General features: G+C 41.9%; 22 protein-coding genes. 13 read left to right on the top strand and 9 right to left on the bottom strand.

The features are described from left to right. Positions 1-167: 167 nt before the first annotated feature. From jag to rpmH, 5 genes are all read right to left on the bottom strand, one after another. A complete protein-coding gene (gene jag / locus KGMB01110_RS07565) occupies positions 168-995 on the bottom strand; it encodes an RNA-binding cell elongation regulator Jag/EloR (protein WP_117602901.1) in 828 nt (275 codons plus the stop codon). Between the two features lie 29 nt (positions 996-1,024). After that, complete coding sequence (locus KGMB01110_RS07560) at positions 1,025-2,341, bottom strand: YidC/Oxa1 family membrane protein insertase (protein ID WP_119297946.1); 1,317 nt, start codon at positions 2,339-2,341, stop codon at positions 1,025-1,027. A gap of 15 nt (positions 2,342-2,356) precedes the next feature. Next, a complete protein-coding gene (gene yidD / locus KGMB01110_RS07555) occupies positions 2,357-2,569 on the bottom strand; it encodes a membrane protein insertion efficiency factor YidD (protein WP_117602899.1) in 213 nt (70 codons plus the stop codon). Beyond that, positions 2,570-2,914: a ribonuclease P protein component gene (rnpA, locus tag KGMB01110_RS07550; protein WP_117602898.1), complete on the bottom strand. Its 345-nt coding sequence runs from the start codon at positions 2,912-2,914 to the stop codon at positions 2,570-2,572. Positions 2,915-2,979: 65 nt separating this feature from the next. Next, positions 2,980-3,114, bottom strand: coding sequence for a 50S ribosomal protein L34 (gene rpmH / locus KGMB01110_RS07545; RefSeq protein ID WP_117602897.1), 135 nt, complete (start codon positions 3,112-3,114; stop codon positions 2,980-2,982). A gap of 202 nt (positions 3,115-3,316) precedes the next feature. Between rpmH and dnaA the strand changes: the two genes are divergently transcribed. The 7 genes from dnaA (at position 3,317) to efp (ending at position 12,527) form a co-directional block, all read left to right on the top strand. Then, a complete protein-coding gene (gene dnaA / locus KGMB01110_RS07540; RefSeq protein ID WP_117602896.1) occupies positions 3,317-4,681 on the top strand; it encodes a chromosomal replication initiator protein DnaA in 1,365 nt (454 codons plus the stop codon). A 354-nt stretch (positions 4,682-5,035) separates the two neighbouring features. After that, the gene (gene dnaN, locus KGMB01110_RS07535; RefSeq protein WP_117602895.1) at positions 5,036-6,148 is read left to right on the top strand and encodes a DNA polymerase III subunit beta; all 1,113 of its coding nucleotides are present in this window, start codon (positions 5,036-5,038) and stop codon (positions 6,146-6,148) included. Between the two features lie 17 nt (positions 6,149-6,165). Further along, the gene (locus tag KGMB01110_RS07530; RefSeq protein WP_117602894.1) at positions 6,166-6,381 is read left to right on the top strand and encodes an RNA-binding S4 domain-containing protein; all 216 of its coding nucleotides are present in this window, start codon (positions 6,166-6,168) and stop codon (positions 6,379-6,381) included. Further along, positions 6,378-7,463, top strand: coding sequence for a DNA replication/repair protein RecF (gene recF, locus KGMB01110_RS07525; protein ID WP_119297945.1), 1,086 nt, complete (start codon positions 6,378-6,380; stop codon positions 7,461-7,463). Before KGMB01110_RS07530 ends, recF begins: the two co-directional genes overlap by 4 nt. 11 nt (positions 7,464-7,474) lie before the next feature. Beyond that, positions 7,475-9,412 carry a DNA topoisomerase (ATP-hydrolyzing) subunit B gene (gene gyrB, locus KGMB01110_RS07520; protein ID WP_117602892.1) on the top strand — a complete coding sequence of 646 codons (1,938 nt, stop codon included), beginning with the start codon at positions 7,475-7,477 and terminating at the stop codon, positions 9,410-9,412. Between the two features lie 11 nt (positions 9,413-9,423). Next, the gene (gene gyrA / locus KGMB01110_RS07515; RefSeq protein WP_117602891.1) at positions 9,424-11,904 is read left to right on the top strand and encodes a DNA gyrase subunit A; all 2,481 of its coding nucleotides are present in this window, start codon (positions 9,424-9,426) and stop codon (positions 11,902-11,904) included. A 56-nt stretch (positions 11,905-11,960) separates the two neighbouring features. Then, positions 11,961-12,527: an elongation factor P gene (gene efp / locus KGMB01110_RS07510; RefSeq protein ID WP_117602890.1), complete on the top strand. Its 567-nt coding sequence runs from the start codon at positions 11,961-11,963 to the stop codon at positions 12,525-12,527. Positions 12,528-12,677: 150 nt separating this feature from the next. On the opposite strand, the gene KGMB01110_RS07505 is transcribed toward efp, so the two are convergent. From KGMB01110_RS07505 to KGMB01110_RS07490, 4 genes are all read right to left on the bottom strand, one after another. Continuing rightward, complete coding sequence (locus KGMB01110_RS07505) at positions 12,678-13,688, bottom strand: zinc-dependent alcohol dehydrogenase family protein (RefSeq protein WP_119297944.1); 1,011 nt, start codon at positions 13,686-13,688, stop codon at positions 12,678-12,680. A gap of 24 nt (positions 13,689-13,712) precedes the next feature. Further along, positions 13,713-14,579, bottom strand: coding sequence for a class II fructose-bisphosphate aldolase (locus KGMB01110_RS07500; protein ID WP_117889694.1), 867 nt, complete (start codon positions 14,577-14,579; stop codon positions 13,713-13,715). 109 nt (positions 14,580-14,688) lie between these two features. After that, a complete protein-coding gene (locus KGMB01110_RS07495; RefSeq protein ID WP_117602887.1) occupies positions 14,689-15,738 on the bottom strand; it encodes a zinc-dependent alcohol dehydrogenase in 1,050 nt (349 codons plus the stop codon). 172 nt (positions 15,739-15,910) lie between these two features. Beyond that, on the bottom strand, positions 15,911-16,642 hold the full coding sequence (locus KGMB01110_RS07490; protein WP_117602886.1) for a MurR/RpiR family transcriptional regulator: 732 nt from the start codon (positions 16,640-16,642) through the stop codon (positions 15,911-15,913). A 241-nt stretch (positions 16,643-16,883) separates the two neighbouring features. Here KGMB01110_RS07490 and KGMB01110_RS07485 point away from each other — a divergent pair, with 241 nt between their 5' ends. The 6 genes from KGMB01110_RS07485 to KGMB01110_RS07460 all read left to right on the top strand — a co-directional run bounded on the left by KGMB01110_RS07485 (position 16,884) and on the right by KGMB01110_RS07460 (position 21,922). Further along, complete coding sequence (locus tag KGMB01110_RS07485; RefSeq protein ID WP_117602885.1) at positions 16,884-18,935, top strand: PTS sugar transporter subunit IIA; 2,052 nt, start codon at positions 16,884-16,886, stop codon at positions 18,933-18,935. A 24-nt stretch (positions 18,936-18,959) separates the two neighbouring features. Continuing rightward, positions 18,960-19,220, top strand: coding sequence for an HPr family phosphocarrier protein (locus tag KGMB01110_RS07480; RefSeq protein WP_117602884.1), 261 nt, complete (start codon positions 18,960-18,962; stop codon positions 19,218-19,220). Positions 19,221-19,306: 86 nt separating this feature from the next. Further along, entirely contained in the window at positions 19,307-20,050 is a 744-nt protein-coding gene (locus KGMB01110_RS15315; RefSeq protein WP_243112712.1) for a PTS mannose/fructose/sorbose/N-acetylgalactosamine transporter subunit IIC, read from the top strand. Beyond that, positions 20,051-20,884, top strand: a complete 834-nt coding sequence (locus KGMB01110_RS15310) for a PTS system mannose/fructose/sorbose family transporter subunit IID (RefSeq protein ID WP_119297943.1) — start codon at positions 20,051-20,053, stop codon at positions 20,882-20,884. A 131-nt stretch (positions 20,885-21,015) separates the two neighbouring features. Next, positions 21,016-21,411: a PTS sugar transporter subunit IIA gene (locus tag KGMB01110_RS07465; RefSeq protein ID WP_117602882.1), complete on the top strand. Its 396-nt coding sequence runs from the start codon at positions 21,016-21,018 to the stop codon at positions 21,409-21,411. 43 nt (positions 21,412-21,454) lie between these two features. Beyond that, positions 21,455-21,922, top strand: a complete 468-nt coding sequence (locus KGMB01110_RS07460) for a PTS sugar transporter subunit IIB (RefSeq protein WP_117602881.1) — start codon at positions 21,455-21,457, stop codon at positions 21,920-21,922. Positions 21,923-22,001: the final 79 nt, after the last annotated feature.

Below are 22,001 nucleotides of genomic sequence, written 5' to 3'. Positions count from 1 at the left end.
CCCGGAAAAATGTAAAGGAATAGCCATCATCTCCTCTTTGTGAAATGATGGCTATCTGTTATTCCGAATTCTGTTTTCTGATTTATTACCGATCCTCCTGATTCATCTCCAGCGATTTATCTGTCAGATTCTGATGGATTATAGAATAGAATCTCTGGCTCTTCGGATTACTGGCGGTTCAGAGTCACAACAACTTTTCTGTACGGCTCTTCTCCCTCACTGTGAGTGGTAACTCTTGGATCGGACTGAAGTGCTGCGTGGATGATTCTTCTTTCATAAGGATTCATCGGCTCCAGAGAAACCGGTCGTCTGGTCTTCTTTACTTTATAAGCAATGTTCTTTGCCAGATGTTCCAGAGTATCTTTTCTTCTTGCACGGTAATTTTCCGTATCAAGTTTTACCCTGACATATCCATCCTGATTCTTGTTTGCAACTCTGTTTGCAAGATACTGGAGAGAATCCAGAGTCTGTCCTCTCTTACCGATCAGGATACCCATATTTTCACCCTCCATGTTGACACTCAGGGCTCCTTCTTCATCTACACCTGCTGTGATCTCTACGGTCATATCCATAGCAGCCAGTGTATCTTTTAAGAACTGTTTTACCACTTCAATCGTGGAATCCTCTACTTTTGCAAGTTCGGATTCTTTCTTCGGACGTTCCTGTCTGTCCTGTTTTTCTTTTTTCACAGGTCTGTCTTCTGATTTCTGGTCTCTGTCTCTCTTATCTTTCTTTTCTTTTTTAATTTCTTCTTTTACAGCGGCAGGGCTTACTTCTTTGACAATCTCTTCTACCACTTCTTCTACAGGCTCTTCTTTGACCGTTTTTCTTCTCGCCTCGATCACTGCCTGTTTCATACCGATTCCAAGGAATCCCTCTCTGCCCTTTTCGATGACTTCGTATTCGAGCTGATCACTGGTAACACCTAACTGAATCAAAGCCTCTGTAATTGCATCATCCACTGTCTTAGCTGATACTCTGATGCTGTTGTTCATATTGGCCCCATCCTTCCTTTAAACACTTCTTATTTCTCTTCAGACTCTTTTTTCTCTTCCTGTTTCTTTGCTTTTGGTGCACTCTGAGAGTTGTTGTATCTGCTTACCAGAGCTGCCTTTGAAGCAAGAGATCCCGGTTTTGCATCTTTAATATAAGAAGTTGCCTGTTCGATCTTTTCTTCATCTTTCTTGCTGACGTTTACATTTCTCTTATCTACATGTCTTGTATTGGTTGTAGCCATGCGATTCAATTCTTTTGCATCTGTTCCGTTCTTTTCCCGTTTCTTTGCAATCTTGTCCTGATTCTGTTTTGCAATATCTTCTGGGGAATATTTTTTTAAATATTTATTGATACCAACCTGCTGGATACATCTTACGATTGCACTTGCACACCAGTAAATACCAAGACCTGCCGGCAATGTAAAACAGAAGAACAGTGACATCATTGGCATCATGTAAGTCATAGACTTCATAGAAGCAGCCATAGGATCATTGGAATTATTGTTTGTTGTAGCTGCTGTCGGCTGAAGTTTCACGCTGATGAACTGAGCTCCTGCTGCTACCACCGGAATAATGATAGCTGCGATCACACCTGCAATCTTGCCTGCAGATAAGGAACTTGTCAACATCGTCCACGGTGCTTCTCCGATGTTGATTCCAAGGAAGTTGTTCATGTGACCGATGTTTGCCATGGTCTGACTGATGGAATCACTGAGTACAGGCATCTTGTCCTGAAGTGTTGCCCAGGTTGCATCCTGGAACTTGTACAATACCTGAACCAGAATATTTGCATCTCCATAGTTATAAGTATCCGGGCTCATCAGTACCGGTTTTGCCTTACCGATACTTTCCATGATCTTCTGGAATCCGTCGGTTGCCATGATCTCATTGACGATCGGCATGTAGACATTTCTTACACCGGTTACATATTTCGGAATATTCTGAATTACCGGATACAATGCGAAAAGCATCGGAAACTGAATCAGCATCGGAAGACATCCTCCTGTCGGGGAAGTTCCGTATTTTTCATAGATGAGATTCATTTCTTCCTGCATCTTCATCTGAGATGCCTGATCACGTTTTCCGGCATATTTTTTCTGAAGCTTCTGAATCTCCGGATTCATAACAGCTGACATCTTTGAGAATTTCTGCTGCTTGATCGTAAGCGGAATCATCAGAGTGTATACAATCACCGTAAAGATGATGATACAAAGTCCAATATTCTGAATTCCGAACACTTTATCCAGAAAATTGAAGATCAAGTTCATAATCTGACCTAGAAGCCAGGCGATCTGTTTGATGATCGGCCAGTTTCCATAGCCCGCTGCTCCTAAAATACCATACATTTTTTCTTATCCTCCTTAAGGTACCGGGTCATACCCTCCTTTTGCAAAGGGGTTACAGCGTAAAATCCTCCATGCAGTCAAAAGTCCTCCCTTTAACACTCCATATTTTTCGATTGCCTCGATCCCATACTGGGAACAGGTCGGAATATAGATACAGTGCCATCGTGTCTTAAGAGGGGATAAATACTTCTGATACATCCGAATCAAACGAATGACAAACTTTTTCATCTACGCCACTCCCTTATATATATGATGAAGTTTTCCAACATGGAGCAGAGCGCTTTCCATATCCCAATAATTAATTTCCTTTGCGCCCGGTCTCACCACAACAATCAAATCCAATCCACGCTGAAAACTTTCTTCATTTCTTCTGTAACTTTCTCTTACAAGTCTGGTAAGATGGTGCCTTACCACACTGTTACCCACTTTTTTACTGACAGAGATTCCAAGATGATTCCTGTCAGTTCCATTTTCCAAAATGTACATGACCAGATATTTATTGGCCAGGGATCTTCCTTTTCGATATACTTTCTGAAAATCTCGATTTTTCTTTAATGACTCGGAAAAAAGCATAAAAATGCCTCCTGATCTGCCTCTTCTAATAAATTTCTATAGAAGAAAAGGCCACATATAGCGGCCTATGCTGATAATTTCTTTCTTCCTTTTGCTCTTCTGGAAGCTAACACTTTTCTTCCACCTGCAGAACTCATTCTTGCACGAAATCCGTGAACTTTAGATCTGGATCTCTTTTTCGGCTGAAATGTCATTTTCATATATATACACCTCAATTCTTTTTCAAATTTGTTCCTAAAGACACTGCTATTTATTATATTTAAAAAATGCCTTAAAGTCAAGCATTATACCCTATTTTCCACAAAAAAAGTCTTTTACCGTTGCGTCTGTTTCTGTTTTGATGTAAAATATAACGGAGAGAGTCTAAATCTCAGTATTATAATGAATGGGGATTTACAACGAATGAGCATCGTAGAAGAAAAATGGGAAGAAATACTTCAAAAAATGAAAACGGAATACTGTACTTCCAATATTTCATATACAACCTGGATTGAACCACTTACTATATATGAAGTAAAAGATGACACCGTTTTTATTTTTGTGTCTTTAAAAGCCAGTATCGAACATATCCATGACAAATATCTGCTTCCTTTCCGTGTCTGCATTGCAGAAGTCACCGGAAAAGAATATCAGGTAGAATTTGTGACAGAAGATAATGTTCAGGTACAGAAAGAGGCCGTCGCAGTCAAAAAGCAGAACGACGCCATCTTCGAACAGGCAAACTTAAATCCGAAATACACTTTCGATACCTTTGTCGTCGGAAACAACAATACTTTTGCTCATGCTGCATCCCTTGCAGTTGCTGAGTCTCCGGGCAATCGTTACAATCCTCTGTTTATCTACGGAGGCGTTGGACTGGGGAAGACCCATCTGATGCATGCGATCGCGCATTTCATTTTGGAAAATGATCCGACCAAGAAAGTCCTTTATGTCACCAGCGAGACATTTACCAACGAACTGATCGACGCATTGAAACACGGAAAAATCAACAATGAAAATGCAACCACTTCTTTCCGTGAGAAATATCGAAACAACGATGTACTTCTAATCGATGATATTCAGTTTATTATAGGAAAGGAAAGTACACAGGAAGAATTTTTCCATACCTTTAACCATATTCACGGTGCCGGCGGACAGATCATTATTTCCAGTGATAAGCCACCGAAAGATATCGAGACCCTGGAGGCAAGACTCCGTACCCGTTTTGAGTGGGGTCTGATCGCAGATATTTCCTCACCGGATTATGAAACACGTATGGCAATTCTTAGGAAAAAAGAAGAGTTGGACGGTCTGGACCGATATCATATTCCGGACGAAGTCCTTCAATATATAGCTACCAATGTCAAATCTAACATCCGTGAACTGGAAGGCTCCTTAAATAAACTGATTGCTCTTGCAGTTCTGGAAAATAAACCAATCGATATTGCACTGGCTGCAGAAGCATTAAAAGATATCATCTCACCGGATCAGAATCGTGTGGTGACACCCGGTCTGATCATGAATGTGGTATCCGAACATTTTAATGTTTCCATTGCTGACCTGAAAGGAAAGAAGCGGAATTCTGAAATTGTGCTTCCCCGTCAGGTATTCATGTACCTCTGCAACGAGTTGACGGATGAACCTTTAAAATCCATCGGAATTGAACTCGGTGGAAAAGATCATTCCACTGTCAGCCATGGTGTGCAAAAGATTGAGAGTCTGCTTCAGGAGGATGAAGCCCTCAATAACACCGTAAATATCATTAAAAAGAAGATTAATCCAATTTAATAATCCACAGGAAAATTTGTTTTATCCACAGTTTTTACAAGTTATCAACCGAAAAATGTGGATAACTTTTCCTTTTTTAGTGGATATATTCTCCTGTGTGGATAACTATGTGTATAATTCTGGGATATCTCAAGGATAACCACTGGATAAGTTTTTACCGGAAATTTTTCAAAAAGTTTTCCTCCTTTCATCCAGCATCTGTCCCGAAGTTCTCTACACACTTATCAAAGCAGACAAACCTTCTGGTTTCAAGACTTTGAACTACTTTTACACATATCCACAGCCCCTACTACGGTTACGGCGGAATGAATTATATATATCTTTATATTGAACATCGCGAAAGGAGTTTTACACATGAAAATTATTTGTCCTAAATCTGTCCTTGCAAAAGGAGTTAATATTGTACTAAAGGCTGTTCCATCTAAAACCACAATGCCTATTCTGGAATGTATCCTGATCGACGCATCCAATGGTAAGATCAAACTGACAGCCAATGATATGGAACTTGGAATTGAAACAGAGATTGAAGGAGAGATCATCCACGACGGAATCGTCGCTTTAAATGCAAAGATTTTCTCCGAGATCGTCAGAAAACTTCCGGACAGCGATGTTATCATTGATACAGAAGACGGAGTACAGACTATTATCACTTGTGAAAAAGCAAAATTTAATATCGCATTCCAGTCCGGAGAAGATTTTTCTTATCTTCCGGATGTAGAAAAAGATGATCATATTACGATTTCTGAATTTATGTTAAAAGAAGTGATCCGTCAAACCATCTTTTCGATCGCTGACAACGACACCAACCGTATGATGACCGGTGAACTGTTCCAGATCGAAGATAATATTTTAAAGGTGGTATCTCTGGATGGACACAGAATCTCCATTCGAAAGATTGAACTGAAAGAATCTTACGAGCCGAAGAAGGTGATTGTACCGGGCAAGACTCTGGTGGAGATCAGTAAGATCGTTGGCGGAGAAGCCGAAAAGAATGTAGACATTTCCTTTACGAAGAATCACATTATGTTTGAATTTGATAAAACGATCGTGGTATCCAGACTGATCGAAGGAGAATACTTCAAGATCGATCAGATGCTTTCCAGTGATTATGAGACAAAAGTTCGAATCAACAAGAAAGAACTTTTAGACTGTATCGACCGCGCAACCCTGATGATCAAGGAAGGGGACAAGAAACCGATCATTATCAATATTGGAGATGAGGCCATGCAGTTGAAAATCAAATCCCAGATCGGAAGTATGAATGAAGACATTTCCATCGACAAAGAAGGAAAGGATCTTCTGATCGGATTTAACCCGAAGTTCCTGATCGATGCGCTTCGTGTCATTGATGATGAAGAAGTAGATCTTTATTTTATGAATGCAAAAGCTCCATGTTTTATCAAGGATGAATCACAGAGTTACATTTACCTGATTCTTCCGGTCAACTTTAATGCGGCTTCTGTATAAGATGCAAGGGAGAAAAAATGGAAATCATTAAATTAAGAGAAGGCGAAGAATTTATCAAACTTGGACAGGCACTGAAAGCAGTCGGAGCCGTAGATTCCGGTGTGGAGGCAAAAGAAGTCATCACACAGGGGCTGGTAACAGTCAACGGAGAAGTTGATACCAGACGGGGAAGAAAATTATATCCGGAAGATCTGGTGTCCTTTGATGAATATGATATCGCAATTCAGAAATGATAGTTGAATCTTTAAAATTAAAAAACTACAGAAATTATGAGCTGCTTGACATTGTATTTGACCCGGCGACTAATATTTTGTACGGAGATAATGCCCAGGGAAAGACAAACATCCTGGAAGCTCTTTATCTGTGCGGAACTACCAAATCCCACAGAGGAACCAAAGACCGGGATCTGATTCGATTCGGAGAAGAAGAATCCCACCTGGAAGCGATGATCCGAAAAAAGGATCTGGAATTTCAGATTGACATTCATCTGAAAAAGAGCAGTCCGAAAGGGATTGCCGTCAACAAGCTTCCGCTGAAAAAAGCAGCCGAATTATTTGGAATCATACATTTTGTATTTTTCTCGCCGGAAGACCTGAACATCATCAAAGAGGGACCGGCAGGAAGAAGAAGGTTTATCGACCTGGAATTATCTCAGCTTGATAAGGTATATTTCAGCGATCTGACCAATTACAACCGGATCATTCAGCAGAGAAACAGTGTGCTGAAAGAGGCAGCGTTCAAGCCGGATCTTCTTTCGACACTGGATATCTGGGATATGCAGCTGGTCCAGTATGGGTGTAAGGTGATCGCGGCAAGAAGAAAATTTGTAGAAAAATTAAATCACATCATTCAGGACATTCATTTTCAACTGACCGGCGAAAAAGAGTCCATCGAACTGCTCTATGAACCGAATATTTTAGAAGAGAGGTTTGAAGAGACGTTGGAAAGACAGCGGGACAGAGATCTGAAACTGAAAAGTACGGGAACGGGTCCTCACCGGGACGATATCTGTTTTCTGGCAAATGGAATCGATATTCGCAAATTCGGTTCCCAGGGTCAGCAGAGGACGGCAGCTCTTTCCCTGAAGCTTTCGGAGATTGAGCTGGTGAAGGAACTGATCCACGATACACCGGTTCTCCTGTTGGATGATGTGCTGTCTGAACTGGACAAAAACAGGCAAAACTATTTATTAGACAGTATTCATGATATACAGACAATTGTAACCTGTACCGGAGTGGATGAATTTGTGAATCACAGATTTTCCTTAAACCGGGTATTTCATGTAAAAGAAGGAACTGCAACAAAAGAAAATTAGGAGGTTTTTAAATGGGTGCAACAGGGACAGAATTTGATGCAGAATATGGTGCAGACCAGATACAAATACTGGAAGGACTGGAAGCAGTAAGAAAAAGACCAGGCATGTATATTGGTTCGACCTCTTCCAGAGGACTGCATCATCTGGTATACGAGATTGTAGACAACTCTGTGGATGAAGCACTGGCAGGGTACTGCGACTCCATTTTCGTATGTATTAATCAGGACAATTCCATTACAGTTATTGATAACGGACGTGGAATTCCGGTAGGGATCAACCACAAAGCCGGACTCCCGGCAGTCGAAGTCGTATTTACGGTTCTGCATGCAGGCGGTAAATTCGGCGGTGGAGGATACAAGGTATCCGGTGGACTTCATGGAGTAGGAGCTTCGGTCGTCAATGCATTGTCTGAGTGGCTGGAAGTTGAGATCTATCATGAAGGCAAAATTTACAAGCAGCGTTATGAGCGTGGCAAAGTAATTTATAAACTGAGAGTGGAAGGGGAATGTGATCCTGAGAAGAGCGGAACGAAAGTTGTATTCCTTCCGGATAAAGAGATTTTTGAAGAAACGGTCTTTGATTACAGCGTTTTAAAACAGAGACTTCGTGAGATGGCGTTCCTGACAAAAGGTCTGAAGATCACACTTCGGGATGAACGGGAAGAGGAGCTTGTGGAAAAGGAATTCCACTACGAAGGCGGAATCAAAGAGTTCGTTCAGTATTTAAACAGAAGTGCCACACCGCTTTATGAGCACATCATTTACTGTGAAGGCGAAAAAGATGATGTGGTCGTAGAAGTGGCGATGCAGCACAATGACGGATATTCCGATAATACTTACGGTTTCGTAAATAACATTACGACTCCGGAAGGCGGAACCCATGTGGTCGGTTTTCGAAATGCACTGACCAAAACCTTTAATGATTATGCAAGAAAGAACAAACTCTTAAAAGATAATGAGGCAAATCTGACCGGAGAGGATATCCGAGAGGGTCTGACCGCAATCATCAGTGTCAAGATCCAGGATCCTCAGTTTGAAGGACAGACAAAACAGAAGCTGGGAAACAGTGAGGCAAGAGGTGCGGTTGACAATATCGTCAGCACACAGCTTCAGATTTTCCTGGAGCAGAATCCTTCTGTGGCAAAGATGATCGTCGATAAGTCTGTGATGGCACAGCGTGCACGGGAAGCTGCAAGAAAGGCAAGAGATCTGACAAGAAGAAAATCCGCCCTGGAGACTATGTCTCTTCCGGGAAAACTGGCAGACTGTTCCGATAAAGATCCGGCCAACTGTGAGATCTACATCGTAGAGGGAGACTCTGCGGGAGGATCTGCAAAGACAGCCCGTGACCGTGCAACACAGGCCATTCTTCCGCTTCGTGGAAAGATCCTGAATGTGGAGAAGGCAAGACTGGACAGAATCTACACCAATGCAGAGATCAAAGCGATGATCACCGCATTCGGAACCGGAATCCATGATGATTTCGATATCAGCAAACTGCGGTATCACAAGATCATTATCATGACGGATGCCGATGTAGATGGTGCACATATCAGTACGTTGTTGTTGACTTTCCTGTACCGGTTTATGCCGGAACTGATCAAACAGGGATATGTATATCTGGCACAGCCGCCACTTTATAAATTGGAGAAAAATAAAAAAGTATGGTACGCTTACAGCGATGAAGAATTAGATGCAATTCTGAAAGAAGTGGGAAGAGACCAGAATAATAAAATTCAGCGTTATAAAGGACTTGGAGAGATGGATGCAGAACAGCTCTGGGATACCACCATGGATCCGGAACACCGTATTCTTCTGAAAGTAACCATGAATGAAGAAACATCCTCCGAACTGGATCTGACCTTCACCACCCTGATGGGGGATAAAGTAGAACCAAGACGAGAATTCATCGAAGAGAATGCGAAATACGTCAGAAATCTTGATATATAAAGGAGACAGCAATGGAAGATAACATTTTTGATAAGGTTCATGAAGTCGATCTGAAAAAGACGATGGAAACCTCTTATATCGATTATGCCATGAGTGTTATCGCATCTCGTGCACTTCCGGATGTAAGAGACGGATTGAAACCGGTACAGAGAAGAATTCTGTATTCTATGATCGAATTGAATAATGGACCAGACAAGCCGCATCGTAAATGTGCGCGTATCGTCGGTGATACCATGGGTAAATATCATCCGCACGGAGACAGTTCCATTTACGGAGCACTGGTAAATCTGGCGCAGGACTGGTCCACAAGATATCCTCTGGTAGATGGTCATGGAAACTTTGGTTCAGTGGACGGAGACGGAGCGGCAGCCATGCGTTACACTGAGGCAAGACTCAGCAAGATTTCCATGGAAATGACCGCAGACATCAATAAAAATACCGTAGATTTTGTACCAAACTTTGATGAAACCGAAAAGGAACCTGCAGTTCTTCCGGCAAGATTTCCAAATCTTCTGGTCAATGGTACTTCCGGAATTGCGGTCGGAATGGCAACCAACATTCCGCCTCATAATCTGCGGGAAGTGATCGCAGCGGTGGTTCGTCTGATCGATGATCAGATCGAGGATAAAGAAACCACCATCGATGATATAATCAGTATCGTGAAGGGACCGGATTTCCCGACAGGCGCAGAGATTCTGGGAACCCGCGGAATCAATGAAGCCTACAGAACCGGACGCGGTAAGATCAAAGTGCGGGCGGTCAGCAATATTGAACCGATGGCAAACGGAAAGAACCGGATTGTTGTGACCGAGCTTCCGTTTATGGTCAATAAAGCACGTCTGATTGAAAAGATCGCAGAACTGGTTCGCGACAAGAAAGTTGACGGAATTACCGATCTGAGTGATCAGTCAAGCAGAGAGGGAATGAGAATCTGTATTGAACTGAGAAGAGACGTCAATCCGAATGTAATTTTAAATCAGTTATATAAACATACACAGCTTCAGGATACCTTTGGCGTGATCATGCTGGCACTGGTTAACAACCAGCCGCAGGTACTGAATCTCCTGGATATGCTGAAATATTATCTGCTTCATCAGGAAGACGTGGTTACAAGAAGAACTCAGTTTGAACTGAATAAAGCAGAAGAACGTGCACATATTTTACAGGGCTTACTGATTGCTCTGGATCATATTGATGAAGTGATCAAGATCATCCGTGGTTCTGCAAATGTACAGATTGCAAAACAGGAATTGATCCATCGCTTTGATCTTTCTGATGCACAGGCACAGGCAATCGTAGATATGCGTCTGCGTACACTGACCGGTCTGGAAAGAGAAAAGCTGGAAAAAGAATATGAAGAGCTGATGAAACGGATCGGGGAATTGAAAGCCATCCTTGCAGATAAGAAATTATTGCTGGGTGTAATCCGGGAAGAGATCCTTGTAATTAGCGAGAAATATGGCGATGAGAGAAGAACCTCCATCGGATTTGATGAATTTGACATTTCCATGGAAGACCTGATTCCGAGAGAACAGGTAGCCATCACCATGACGAAGCTGGGTTATGTGAAGAGAATGTCCATCGACAACTTCAAGAGCCAGAATCGTGGAGGAAAAGGAATCAAGGGAATGCAGAAGCTGGAAAATGACTACGTTAGAGAGTTGTTTATCACTTCCACCCATGATTATATTATGTTCTTTACCAATACCGGTCGTGTGTATCGGCTGAAAGGCTATGAGATCCCGGAATCCGGAAGAACTTCCAGAGGTACGGCGATCATCAACCTGCTGCAGTTGCAGCCGGAAGAAAAGATTACCGCCATCATTCCATTATCAGATTATGATGATGAGAAATATCTGTTCATGGCAACCAGGAACGGTCTGGTCAAGAAGACACCGCTTCAGGATTATGCAAATGTGAGAAAGACCGGACTTACCGCCATTGTCCTTCGGGAAGGTGACCGGCTGATCGAAGTAAAGGTTACAGACAACGAAAAAGACATTTTCCTGGTAACCAAATACGGACAGTGTATCCGGTTTGATGAAAATGATGTGAGATCCACAGGAAGAGCTTCCATGGGAGTTCGCGGAGTCAACCTGGTAGATGGCGATGAAGTCATCGGAATGCAGGTCAATACCCAGGGAGAAGATCTGCTGATCGTATCCGAAAAGGGTATGGGTAAACGAACCAGCATCGAAGAATTCACGAGACAGAATCGTGGAGGAAAAGGTGTTAAATGCTATAAGATCACGGAAAAGACCGGAAATGTAGTGGGCATGAAAGCTGTCAACGAATCCGATGAGATCATGATGATCAACAGTGAAGGAATTATTATCCGCATGTCCTGTGAGGGAATTTCAGAACTGGGAAGAATCACATCCGGTGTGAAACTGATCAATTTAACTGACGATGAAACAGTAGTCAGCATTGCAAAAGTTAGAACTGCTTCTGCAGAGATCGACGGAGAAGAAGTCGAGATCGAGGAAGACTAAAATAAAAAATAAAAACAAAGAAAACTAAGAAAAAGAAAGAAAGGAAAGAGTACAGTATGATTAGTGCAAGTGATTTCAGAAAGGGAGTTACATTTGAAATTAACGGAGAACCGCATGTAGTTTTGGATTTCATGCATGTAAAACCGGGAAAAGGAGCAGCCTTTGTAAGAACCAAATATAAAAACATTATTACAGGTGCAATTCGTGAAGAAGCATTCAACCCGGATGACAGATTTAAAAAAGCTCATATCGATACAAAGAAAATGCAGTATCTTTACAACGATGGAGAATTCTACTATTTCATGGATCCTGAGACATTTGATCAGATTCCGCTGGCTTATGAGATCGTGGAAGATGCAATCAAATTCTTAAGAGAGAATGATGAAGCAACCCTGAAATTCTTCCAGGGAAATGTATTCCAGGTAGAAGCACCGAACTCTGTGGACCTGAAGGTTATCGAGACAGAGCCGGGAGTAAAAGGAAATACAGCGACAAACGTACTGAAACCTGCAACAGTTGAGACTGGTGCAATCGTAAAAGTTCCGATCTTCATCGAAGAAGGAGAAGTCATCAAGATTGATACCAGAACAGGAGAATACCTGAGCAGATCTAAGGGTGAGTAAGAAGATTTGATTGGAAAATCACGCTCATCTTTGGTGATGCAATCATAAAGAAGAACGAAACAGCATCCCCTTACCGGTCTTACACCGGTATCGGGGATGCTGTTTCCTATTATTACGTATGGAAAATTTTATAACGATGCGTCAGATTGATTAATCGATCTTAACGATAACTTTTCCTTTTTTGAAGTAATTCGGAGCCTTCAGCTCTTCTACGACTTCTTCCATGGACATTTCCTTGCTGATCAGAGCGTCTGTATCCAGTGCTCCGGAGGACAGCAGTGCGATGGCACGCTCGGAAGTGTTTGGGTTTGTGAAAGAGGTCTTGATAGTCAGCTCTTTCTGGAATGCTGCATACTGATTCAGGTGAACCGGTTTCTCCGGATCTCCAAGTCCGAACAGGACTACAGTTGCACATTTTCCGGCGATGTCCAGTGCAGTCTCCATTGTGGTATCAAATCCTACACATTCCATTACGCGGTCTACATTTTCGATGCCTGCTTTTTCGATTTCTGCTTTCAAGTCATCTTTCATTGGATTCAGGAACAGAGTAGCTCCCATCTTCATTGCCATTTCACGTTTCTCTTCAATCGGTTCTACAACGATGATGTTGGATGCTGCGGAGTGTTTTAATAACTGAAGCATCATAGCTCCGATGGATCCAAGTCCGATAATTGCTACGGTCTGTCCAATTTTTACATCCAGCAGATCCAGTCCGTGCAGGCAGCAGGAAAGTGGCTCAGTCAGAGCAGCTTCTTTCAGCGGCAGAGAATCCGGAATCTTATGTACATTTTCTTCCGGTGGGCAAATGTATTCAGCAAATCCTTTTACAACACCCTTAGAATTAGAACACATATGAGTCAGACCAATTTTACAGAAATGGCAGGTCTTGCAATACCAGTTCGGATTTGCGGCAACACGGTCGCCAGGTTTGAAGTTTTTTACATTTTTTCCGACTTCTTCTACCACACCGGATACTTCATGTCCAAGCGGTACTGGGTATTTTACCGGACGAGATCCGCCCTTTCCCTGGAATTTGTGCATATCGGTTCCGCACAGTCCGCAATAAGCGACACGGATTTTTACACTGTCATCTGTCATTGGCGGCTGTGGAAAATCTGTAACCTCAACCTGTCCTTTTCCTTCTAATACTACTGCTTTCATTACTTCTTTCACCTCTTAAAAATATTAATCATTATGTTGCATAATGCGAATTGCTTCGCTTGCATGCTCTTCCATTGCAGCTCTTGCAGCTGTTGCGAGATCGTGGAACTGTACATTGTCACCAAGTTCCGGGATTGCTGCTTTTGCAGCTTCGCCACCGGCGATTGCCATGTAGGTATAGTAATTTACCTTACGAACACCGGCTTCGATGACTTTCTGATAGTCTTCTGCGCTGACACCAGATCCGCCGTGCATAACGATCGGAACTCCGATGGTTTCTTTTAATTCTTTTACCAGTTCAAAATCAAGATTCGGTGCGGAATGATACATTCCGTGAACGGTACCGAATGCGCATGCCAGACAGTCTACTCCGGTCAGCTCTACGAATTTTTTCGCAAGCTGCGGATCTGTGAACATGGAGCGGTCCATTCCACGGTCATTGACTGTTTTGCTTTCATCCAGAGTCAGACCGGACATCATACCGATCTCAGCCTCTACGGATGCGCCGTATTCTTCTGCCATGTGAACAGCAATTTTGGTGTTTGCCACATTTTCATCGAATGGCAGGTCAGATCCATCATACATGATGGAAGTAAATCCCATATCCAGAGCTTTTTTCAGGATGGAAAGATCTACACCGTGATCCAGATGAACAGCGATCGGTACACTGGCTTTTTCTGCCATCTCTACCATGATAGGTCCGATCACATCTAGATCGATCATGCCGACCTCTTCGTGAACCTGAGCAAACTGAACTCCGATAGGTTCTTTTAACTTTTCAGCAGCACTGATCACTGCTTGAAGTGTCTCAAGACCTGTAATGTTAAAATAGCCAACTGCCTGATTTTTTGCCTCTGCTCTTTCCAGCAGATCTTTGGTTGTAACTAACATAAGTTTGTCTCCTTTTATATGTTGTGCTTATTGTATTATTTCTATTGCAAAATAAAATCCGATCTGAAAACTAAGTGTTTCAAAATTCTGAAATATGATATAACAGAATTTAGAATTTCACAATATTCCGGAAGGTCAATCCTGTACAAGAAGATTCCAGGCAGGCAATGATATCATCTGCTTCATACACACCGGAAATAAAAGGCTTCATATCTAAGATTCCGTTGGAGATCATTTCGGATGCTCTTGTGAAATCACGGTCGTTGGAATTGGCGGTTCCTAGGATCTGTAATCCTTTCTTGTGGATCAAATGCGGATCAACGGTGATTGGCTTGTTCGGATAAATTCCGCTGTAGATCATCAGTTTTCCGTTGGTTCCAAGATAATGGAATGCTTCTTCTGCAACGGCTGCGATCGGAGTGGTGTCAAATACAACACTTGCCATATGTCCGTTGGTGTATTCTCTTAATTTTTCAGCTGTATTTTCTTTGGCAGGGTTGATGGTGAACTGAGCACCCATCTTCTTAGCCAGTTCCAGACGTTCTTCGTTCATATCGGATACGATGACGCGGGTTCCTTTTCTGACACAGAGTAAGGTGTGCAGAAGTCCCATGAATCCGGCACCGATGATGAAGCAATACTGTCCGAACTGGGGATCAGCAGTCTCGACGCTGTGGATGACGCAGGAAAGAGGCTCGGTCATGCAGGCTTCTTCCGGAGATACGGTGTGGTATTTAAAGACACACTCCGGGGAAGACATCATATAAGAACTGAATCCGCCGGTTCCTACGTGGTGCTGACCTGGAAGTACTTTCTTCAAGGCATCGAAGTGCTCGCAGTTCTGAGTCTCTCCTAATTTACATGGATAACAGTCACGACATGGAAGGGTAACACCAACGACTACGGTATCGCCAACACTCCATTCGTCCGTATTGATTTCTTTACCGATTGCAACGATCTTTCCGGCAACTTCATGTCCCGGTACAACAGGAACTCCGGCTTTATGTGTTCCGTTAAACAGACGTTGTTCATAAGTACAGACTCCGCAACGTTCTACCTGAACTAAAATCTTGTCATCATCGCATTCCGGAACCGGGAAGTTCTCAATCTTAACATCCTTTGCTCCGTACACAACAATACTGCGCATGTTTTCACTCATGATAGACCCTCCTTGATTATCGCTTGTCTTAATAAAATATAGTTATATTATATAAGAATCTGTCTGGAAGTGTTTCCAAATAGAGTCTTTCCTGAAAATATTATTGAAAATATTTTCAAAAGAAATCCTTTAAAATCGTTAAAAATCAGACATTCTTTCGAAAAATATATTTTCAAAGACTGAGATATTCGACAATCGTCCGGGAAATAATCTGCAAAGGAATCCTGGAGGTCATACCGAAAAGGTTGTTGGGTATGATGGACTGGGAATATCCGTAAAGGATCACGTCGGATAAAGCGTCCAGCGGAGTGTTATGGACACAACAGCAGGTCACAACCCGACAACCCTGTTTTTTCGCAATGGTTGCAGCCGTTACCAGATCAGGGGTACTGTTGTTGACGGTAAAAATAACAAGCAGATCATTGGGCTGGATCAGAAATTTTAATTTCTTGATCAGTTCTGAGTCGTCCAAAAAACATGTATTATAATGTAGTAACTGCAATTCGGTTTCAAATTCCTGAGCCATCAGGGAAGTCAGACCTTTGGAAATAATAAAGATCTTTCTGGCAGAATGGATCAGGGTAGTGATCTCCAGCACGGAGGTAATATCCAGTTCGGAGATGGTTTTGGTACACTCTTCATAGGACTTTTTCAAAATATCATTGATCAGAAACGACTCATTTTTTAAAGAAGAATCAGAGCTAAGCTGATAGCGCAGTTCTGAAATATTGCGGAATCCACATTTTCGGATCGTACGGGAAACGGTTGCAGGTGAAGTAAAAGAGTTTTCTGCAATGTCCGTAATGGATAATTCTGAAATTTTGTCTTTGTTCTTATTGATATAGTGGATGACTGCTTCTTCTGAGGATGTCATTTTCTCTCTGGAATCCATAGTAATTACCATAAAATCACCTCTTTTCGCTGATTTGACATACTTATTATAGTTGAAAAGTGTTAAAATAAATAGTACAAACTAGTAAAATTGCTAAAAAGTGCAATTATAAAAATTGTACTTTTTAGCAGATTCAATAGTACAACAATGTGTATGGAAATTTATACAAAAAGAATTTACAATTATAAAAAATGACAAATGAATATAAAATATTTATAAACAACCAGTTGAAGGGGAGATGGGAGTTGAGTAAATGCTTGTCAGTATAGACAGAAGATGCATCAAGCTCTTGCAGGAGTTAGAGAAGGAAACAGAGTTTGTTTCAATCAAGAGCCTTTCGGAGTCTTTGGATCAGACGAGAAGACAGACACAATATGATATATACAAGATCAATTCTTTGTTTGAATTTGACAAGTTACCTCCAATCGAAGCAAAACAACACAAAGGTGTGCGGCTTATGGATGTGCACCGGGAATGGTTGAAGGACCTTCTGGATCAGGAGAACAAGAAAGAGGACAGCGAATATAATTACGTGCTGACTCAGGAAGAACGCTGTGCAGTTATTATCTGTGAGAATGTTCTGAGAAATGGATTCAGTACACTGGATGATCTGAGTGAACAGCTTATGGTCAGTAAAAATACAATTTTTATTGATATGAAGATCGTAAGAGAAAAACTCAAGGAATATAACATCGAGTGTGAATTTATTTCAGGGAAAGGATATCTGATCAATGGAGAAGAGTTAGAGAAGCGAAAAGTCTTCATGTATTATATCTCTTCTATTTACGGTTTGATCTCAGATGGAATGTTGGATTACCTTCAGGATGAAGATGTAAAACGACATATCGAAGTTCTCCATAAGATCGAAGAAGAACTGGAAGTACATTATAACAAAGGTATCATCGAAAAACTTGCACTGATGCTTCACTTTAGTGAAACCGGAGAGAATACAAAGTGGAATTTTCCACAGAAAACAGGAAGCGCTCTGGTTTGTGTGAACATCGATCATGTGTGCAGGAGCCATGTATATGGTATTATCGATAAATATATGAAAGACCGGTCGGATGATGAAAAAGCTTACATCTGTATTCATCTGTTGGCCGGCAGAATGAACAAAGAATATTACCTTTACAATGAAACAGAGGAAATATTCGAAGAACTTGCGGAAAAGCTGGTCGGGTATTTTGAGACACTGGTTGGTGTGACCATGGATAAGCGAGGTTCACTGATTGAAGATCTGACCCAACATCTGAGCCGTTCCAGTTACCGTTACATTTACGGCATCAATGACGGATCGGAGCTTGAGACGATTATTCGTCGGGAAGCAGAAGAGCTTTTCAATGTGGTCCGCAAGGTTGCAGATCGGTTCAGTCATGACATCCAATGTCCGATTGACGATCAGGAAGTCGCATATCTGGCAGTTCATTTTAGTTCCCATATGCATCGAACTTCCGCAAAGAAATATCGGTACAGCAGTATGTTGATCTGCGACGAGAGTGAGAAGAAAAGAGAAAATCTGAAAAAGCGGATTGAAGACAATATCCCACTGATACAGATTCATGAAGTTCTTACCAAAGCAGAGTACACAGAAGCGGAAAAGAACAAATATGAAGTGGTGATTTCCACAGAGGTTCTCGATATTAACGATGGATATGTATTGATCTCAAAGAAATTTGACAATACAGACCATATTAATATATTAAATGAAGTCCTGCAGAGCAGGGCAGATGAAGTCAGCAGCTTAAGTGACGATCTGTTTGATCAGATCAAACCTTATATCCAGAAGAAGCAAGTCGGTACTGTGAGAAGTATCGTAGATCATTTCTTCGGATCAGACCAGAATTCTACACTGACTCAGCTTCTTACGAGAGAGCGGGTGAAATGTCTGGGAGACAAGGATGTTTCACTGAGCTGGAGAGATGCAGTGTTCCAGGCGGCGTATCCGTTGCTTGCAGACGGAAGCATCAATCGTCATTACATCGATTCTATCATATTAAATGTAGAATTATACGGAGCGTATTTTTACTTCGACAATGGCGTGTATCTGACTCACGCAAAAGATACCAGCGGTGTGTTCCGTTCCGGTGTCTCGGTGATGACAATCCCGAGGGGAATTAATTTCCCTCATAATAAGAAGATATACATTTTATTTGTATTGGCATCTGTTGATGAAAAAGAACATTTCGGAGTCTTGAAAGAAATCTTAAAAGTTTGCGACAGCAAAGAAAAGACAGAGTGGCTTTTGGAAGCTCAAAACGAAGATGTGTTATATAAGAATCTTCGGATGATCGCAGAAAAGAAATAATCTTTACGGATCGGAGAAAAAGAGATGAAAGAAGTTGAATTTACTGTTACAAACCGAATGGGAATCCACATTCGGGTAGCTGCTCAAATGAAAGAACTTCTGGAGAACTACCAAAGTTCTGTAACATTCATCAAAGAAGATGAAAGAATTGATGCCAGAGATCCATTTCAGATTCTGACTGCAGCACTGATGCAGGGAACAGAACTGAAGATCCAGGCAGAGGGAGCCGATGAAAAAGAAGCTCTCGACAGCGTATTGGCGCTGATCCGTTCACAGAAAGACTGAACGGAATCCTGATTTTGTAATTATTCGCAAGGGATTGCGGTAATTAAATAACTCTATTATTACTATTTTTTTGAGGAGGTGTCCTTATGATTTACTTGCAGGCGTTATTAATCGCGCTTCTGGCTATCGGCAGCCAGTGGTGGTTCTGCCACCTTGTTACCAGGACATGGCTTTATCCTATCTGGTCAGGTTTCCTGACAGGTGTCATCCTGGGAGAACCTTTGGTAGGTATGCAGGCAGCTGCATACATTCAGCTGACCTATCTTGGATGGATTACAGCTGGAGGATCTATGCCGGGTAACCTGATGGTTGCAGGTATCTTCGGTACAGCACTTACCGTACTGTCTGGTGCTGATCCGACAATGGCAACAACATTTGCCGTAACACTGTCACTTGTAGGTATCCTGATTAACCAGGCTTACATGACAATCAATGCTCTCTGGGTACACCAGGCTGATAAGTTCCTTGAAAAAGGAAATATCAAAATGGTACGTTTGATGAACTACTTACCATCATTCTTAACCGCAGCAGTTCTTTATGGAATTCCTGCATTCCTGATGGTTGTTCTTGGAGCAAGCTGGGCTGAGAGTGCTCTGAGTGCAGTTCCACAGTGGCTGATCGATGCTTTGAACCTTGTAGGTTCCATCATGCCGGCATTAGGTATTGCAATGCTGTTGAACTACATCGGAAAGAAAAAGCTTATTGCTTTCTTCTTCGTAGGTTACTTTGCTACTGTATACCTTGGACTGGATACAATGTCCTTGTTCGTATTCGGTACATGTATCGCAGTAATTATGTACTTCTTTGGAGCAGGAAAGGAGGAAGCATAAATGGCAGAATTGAAGAAACAGCTTGACAAAAAGACCCTCGTGAAAGCTTGGGCACTTACTTATTCAAGTGAGACATGTTACAACTACGAACGTCTTCAGGCTCTTGGTAACACAAACCAGATGATCACAGTTGTTAGAAAACTGTATGATACTGAAGAGGAACAGGTTGAAGCACTGAAGAAATACATGGTATTCTTCAACACAGAGCCGTCATGGATGGGTACTGTTATCCACGGTATTACAATCTCCATGGAAGAGCAGATCGCTAACGGCGCTGAAATCACAGGTGAAGACGTCAACGCTCTGAGAACTGGTCTGATGGGACCTATGGCTGGTATCGGTGATACAATTTCTCAGGCAGTATGTTACCCGATCTTGGCAGGTATCTGCTGTAGTTTCGCTCTTGATGGAAACTATGCAGGACCAATCATGTTTGAAATTGTTTACAAAGTACTTATGATCCTGTTTGGATATAACTGCTTTATGCTGGGTTACAAACAGGGACGTTCCGCTATCGTACAGCTTCTGCAGAGTGGTGTGATCGATCGTATCACAGAAGCATTCTCTATTGTAGGTTTGATCGTAGTCGGAAACATGGCATATTCACGAGTTACGGTTTCTTGTCCGCTTAAGTTTATGTCAGGTAATGTAGAAGTAGTTGTACAGGATATGTTCGATACACTGCTTCCTGGTGTCATTCCGCTTGTTATCACCATGTTAGTATGGTGGATGATCGGAAAGAAGAAGATGAACCCAACAGTAGTAATCGGTATTATCTTTGTATTTGGTATCGTATGCTCACTGCTTGGAATTCTTGGTCAGACAGCAGCATAAATTACATAAGGGGGCTGCCTTGCAGCCCCTTTTTAAAACTTTTAACATCGAAAACAACGGCAATTTGCCGATCAGGATTTATCCTGTATAGAGGATTTAGGATTTAGAAAGAGCTTAAAAGAGGAATTAAAATGATAGGAATTGTGATTGCAAGTCATGGGGAATTTTGCGTTGGTTTAAAAGGAACAACGGAGATGTTTACCGGAGAGATCGAGAACTGTGAAGTAGCTCCTCTTCGTCCCGGCGTATCTGCAGAAGAATATGACGAAATTCTGGAAGCTGCCATCGATAAGGTAGATGACGGAAATGGTGTGATCGTTCTGACAGACTTAAAGGGTGGTACTCCTTACAACAGAAGTGCCGGATTGGTATTTAAAGGAAAAAATATCAAAGTTGCAACAGGAATGAATCTTCCAATGTTGATGAGCATTGTATTCGATGACAGAAGCAATGGAAAGATTGATGAGATTTTTGACAATGCACTGAATGAGGCCGGCAACGGAATCGATCAGATTGCAATTGGTTAAAATTTGGCAACCCTAAAAATTCACAATATAAGGAGACGATAGTATGGAAAATTTATTGTTGGTAAGAGTAGACGATCGTTTGATCCATGGACAGGTTATGACAGCCTGGATGAAGACACTGCGTGCAGACGAGATCATCGTTGTTGATGACAGAGTTGCAAAAGACGACTTTATGTTGTTTGTTCTTCAGAATGCTGCTCCGAAGGGAGTAAAGGTAGTTGCTTTATCTGAAGATGATGCAGTAGCTAAACTTCAGGAAGGACTGAAAGTTCCGAGTTATATCCTTTGCAAATCCCCACTGAGCCTGAGAAAGATTGTCGATGCTGGAATCGACATCAAGGCAGTCAACATCGGAGGAATGGGAAAGAACGCAGAGCGTACCACTCTTTATAAGAATGTATCTGCTTCTCCGGAAGAGCGTCAGTGCATTAAAGATTTCCAGGCAAAGGGAATCGATGTTGCAATTCAGATCATTCCGGCTGAAAAGCGCTACGAACTGAAAGACATCTAAGAATCAGCTGAAAGCTAAAATTGGAGACTGTTCTTGAGGCGAAAGCTTCCAAGGCAGTCTCTTCCACGTAAAGGTTAAG

The sequence above is a fragment of the Mediterraneibacter butyricigenes genome, from assembly GCF_003574295.1.
Taxonomy (GTDB): Bacteria; Bacillota; Clostridia; order Lachnospirales; family Lachnospiraceae; genus Mediterraneibacter_A; species Mediterraneibacter_A butyricigenes.
Note: the sequence above shows the minus strand (reverse complement) of the source record. Positions and strands in the feature narration are given on the sequence as shown.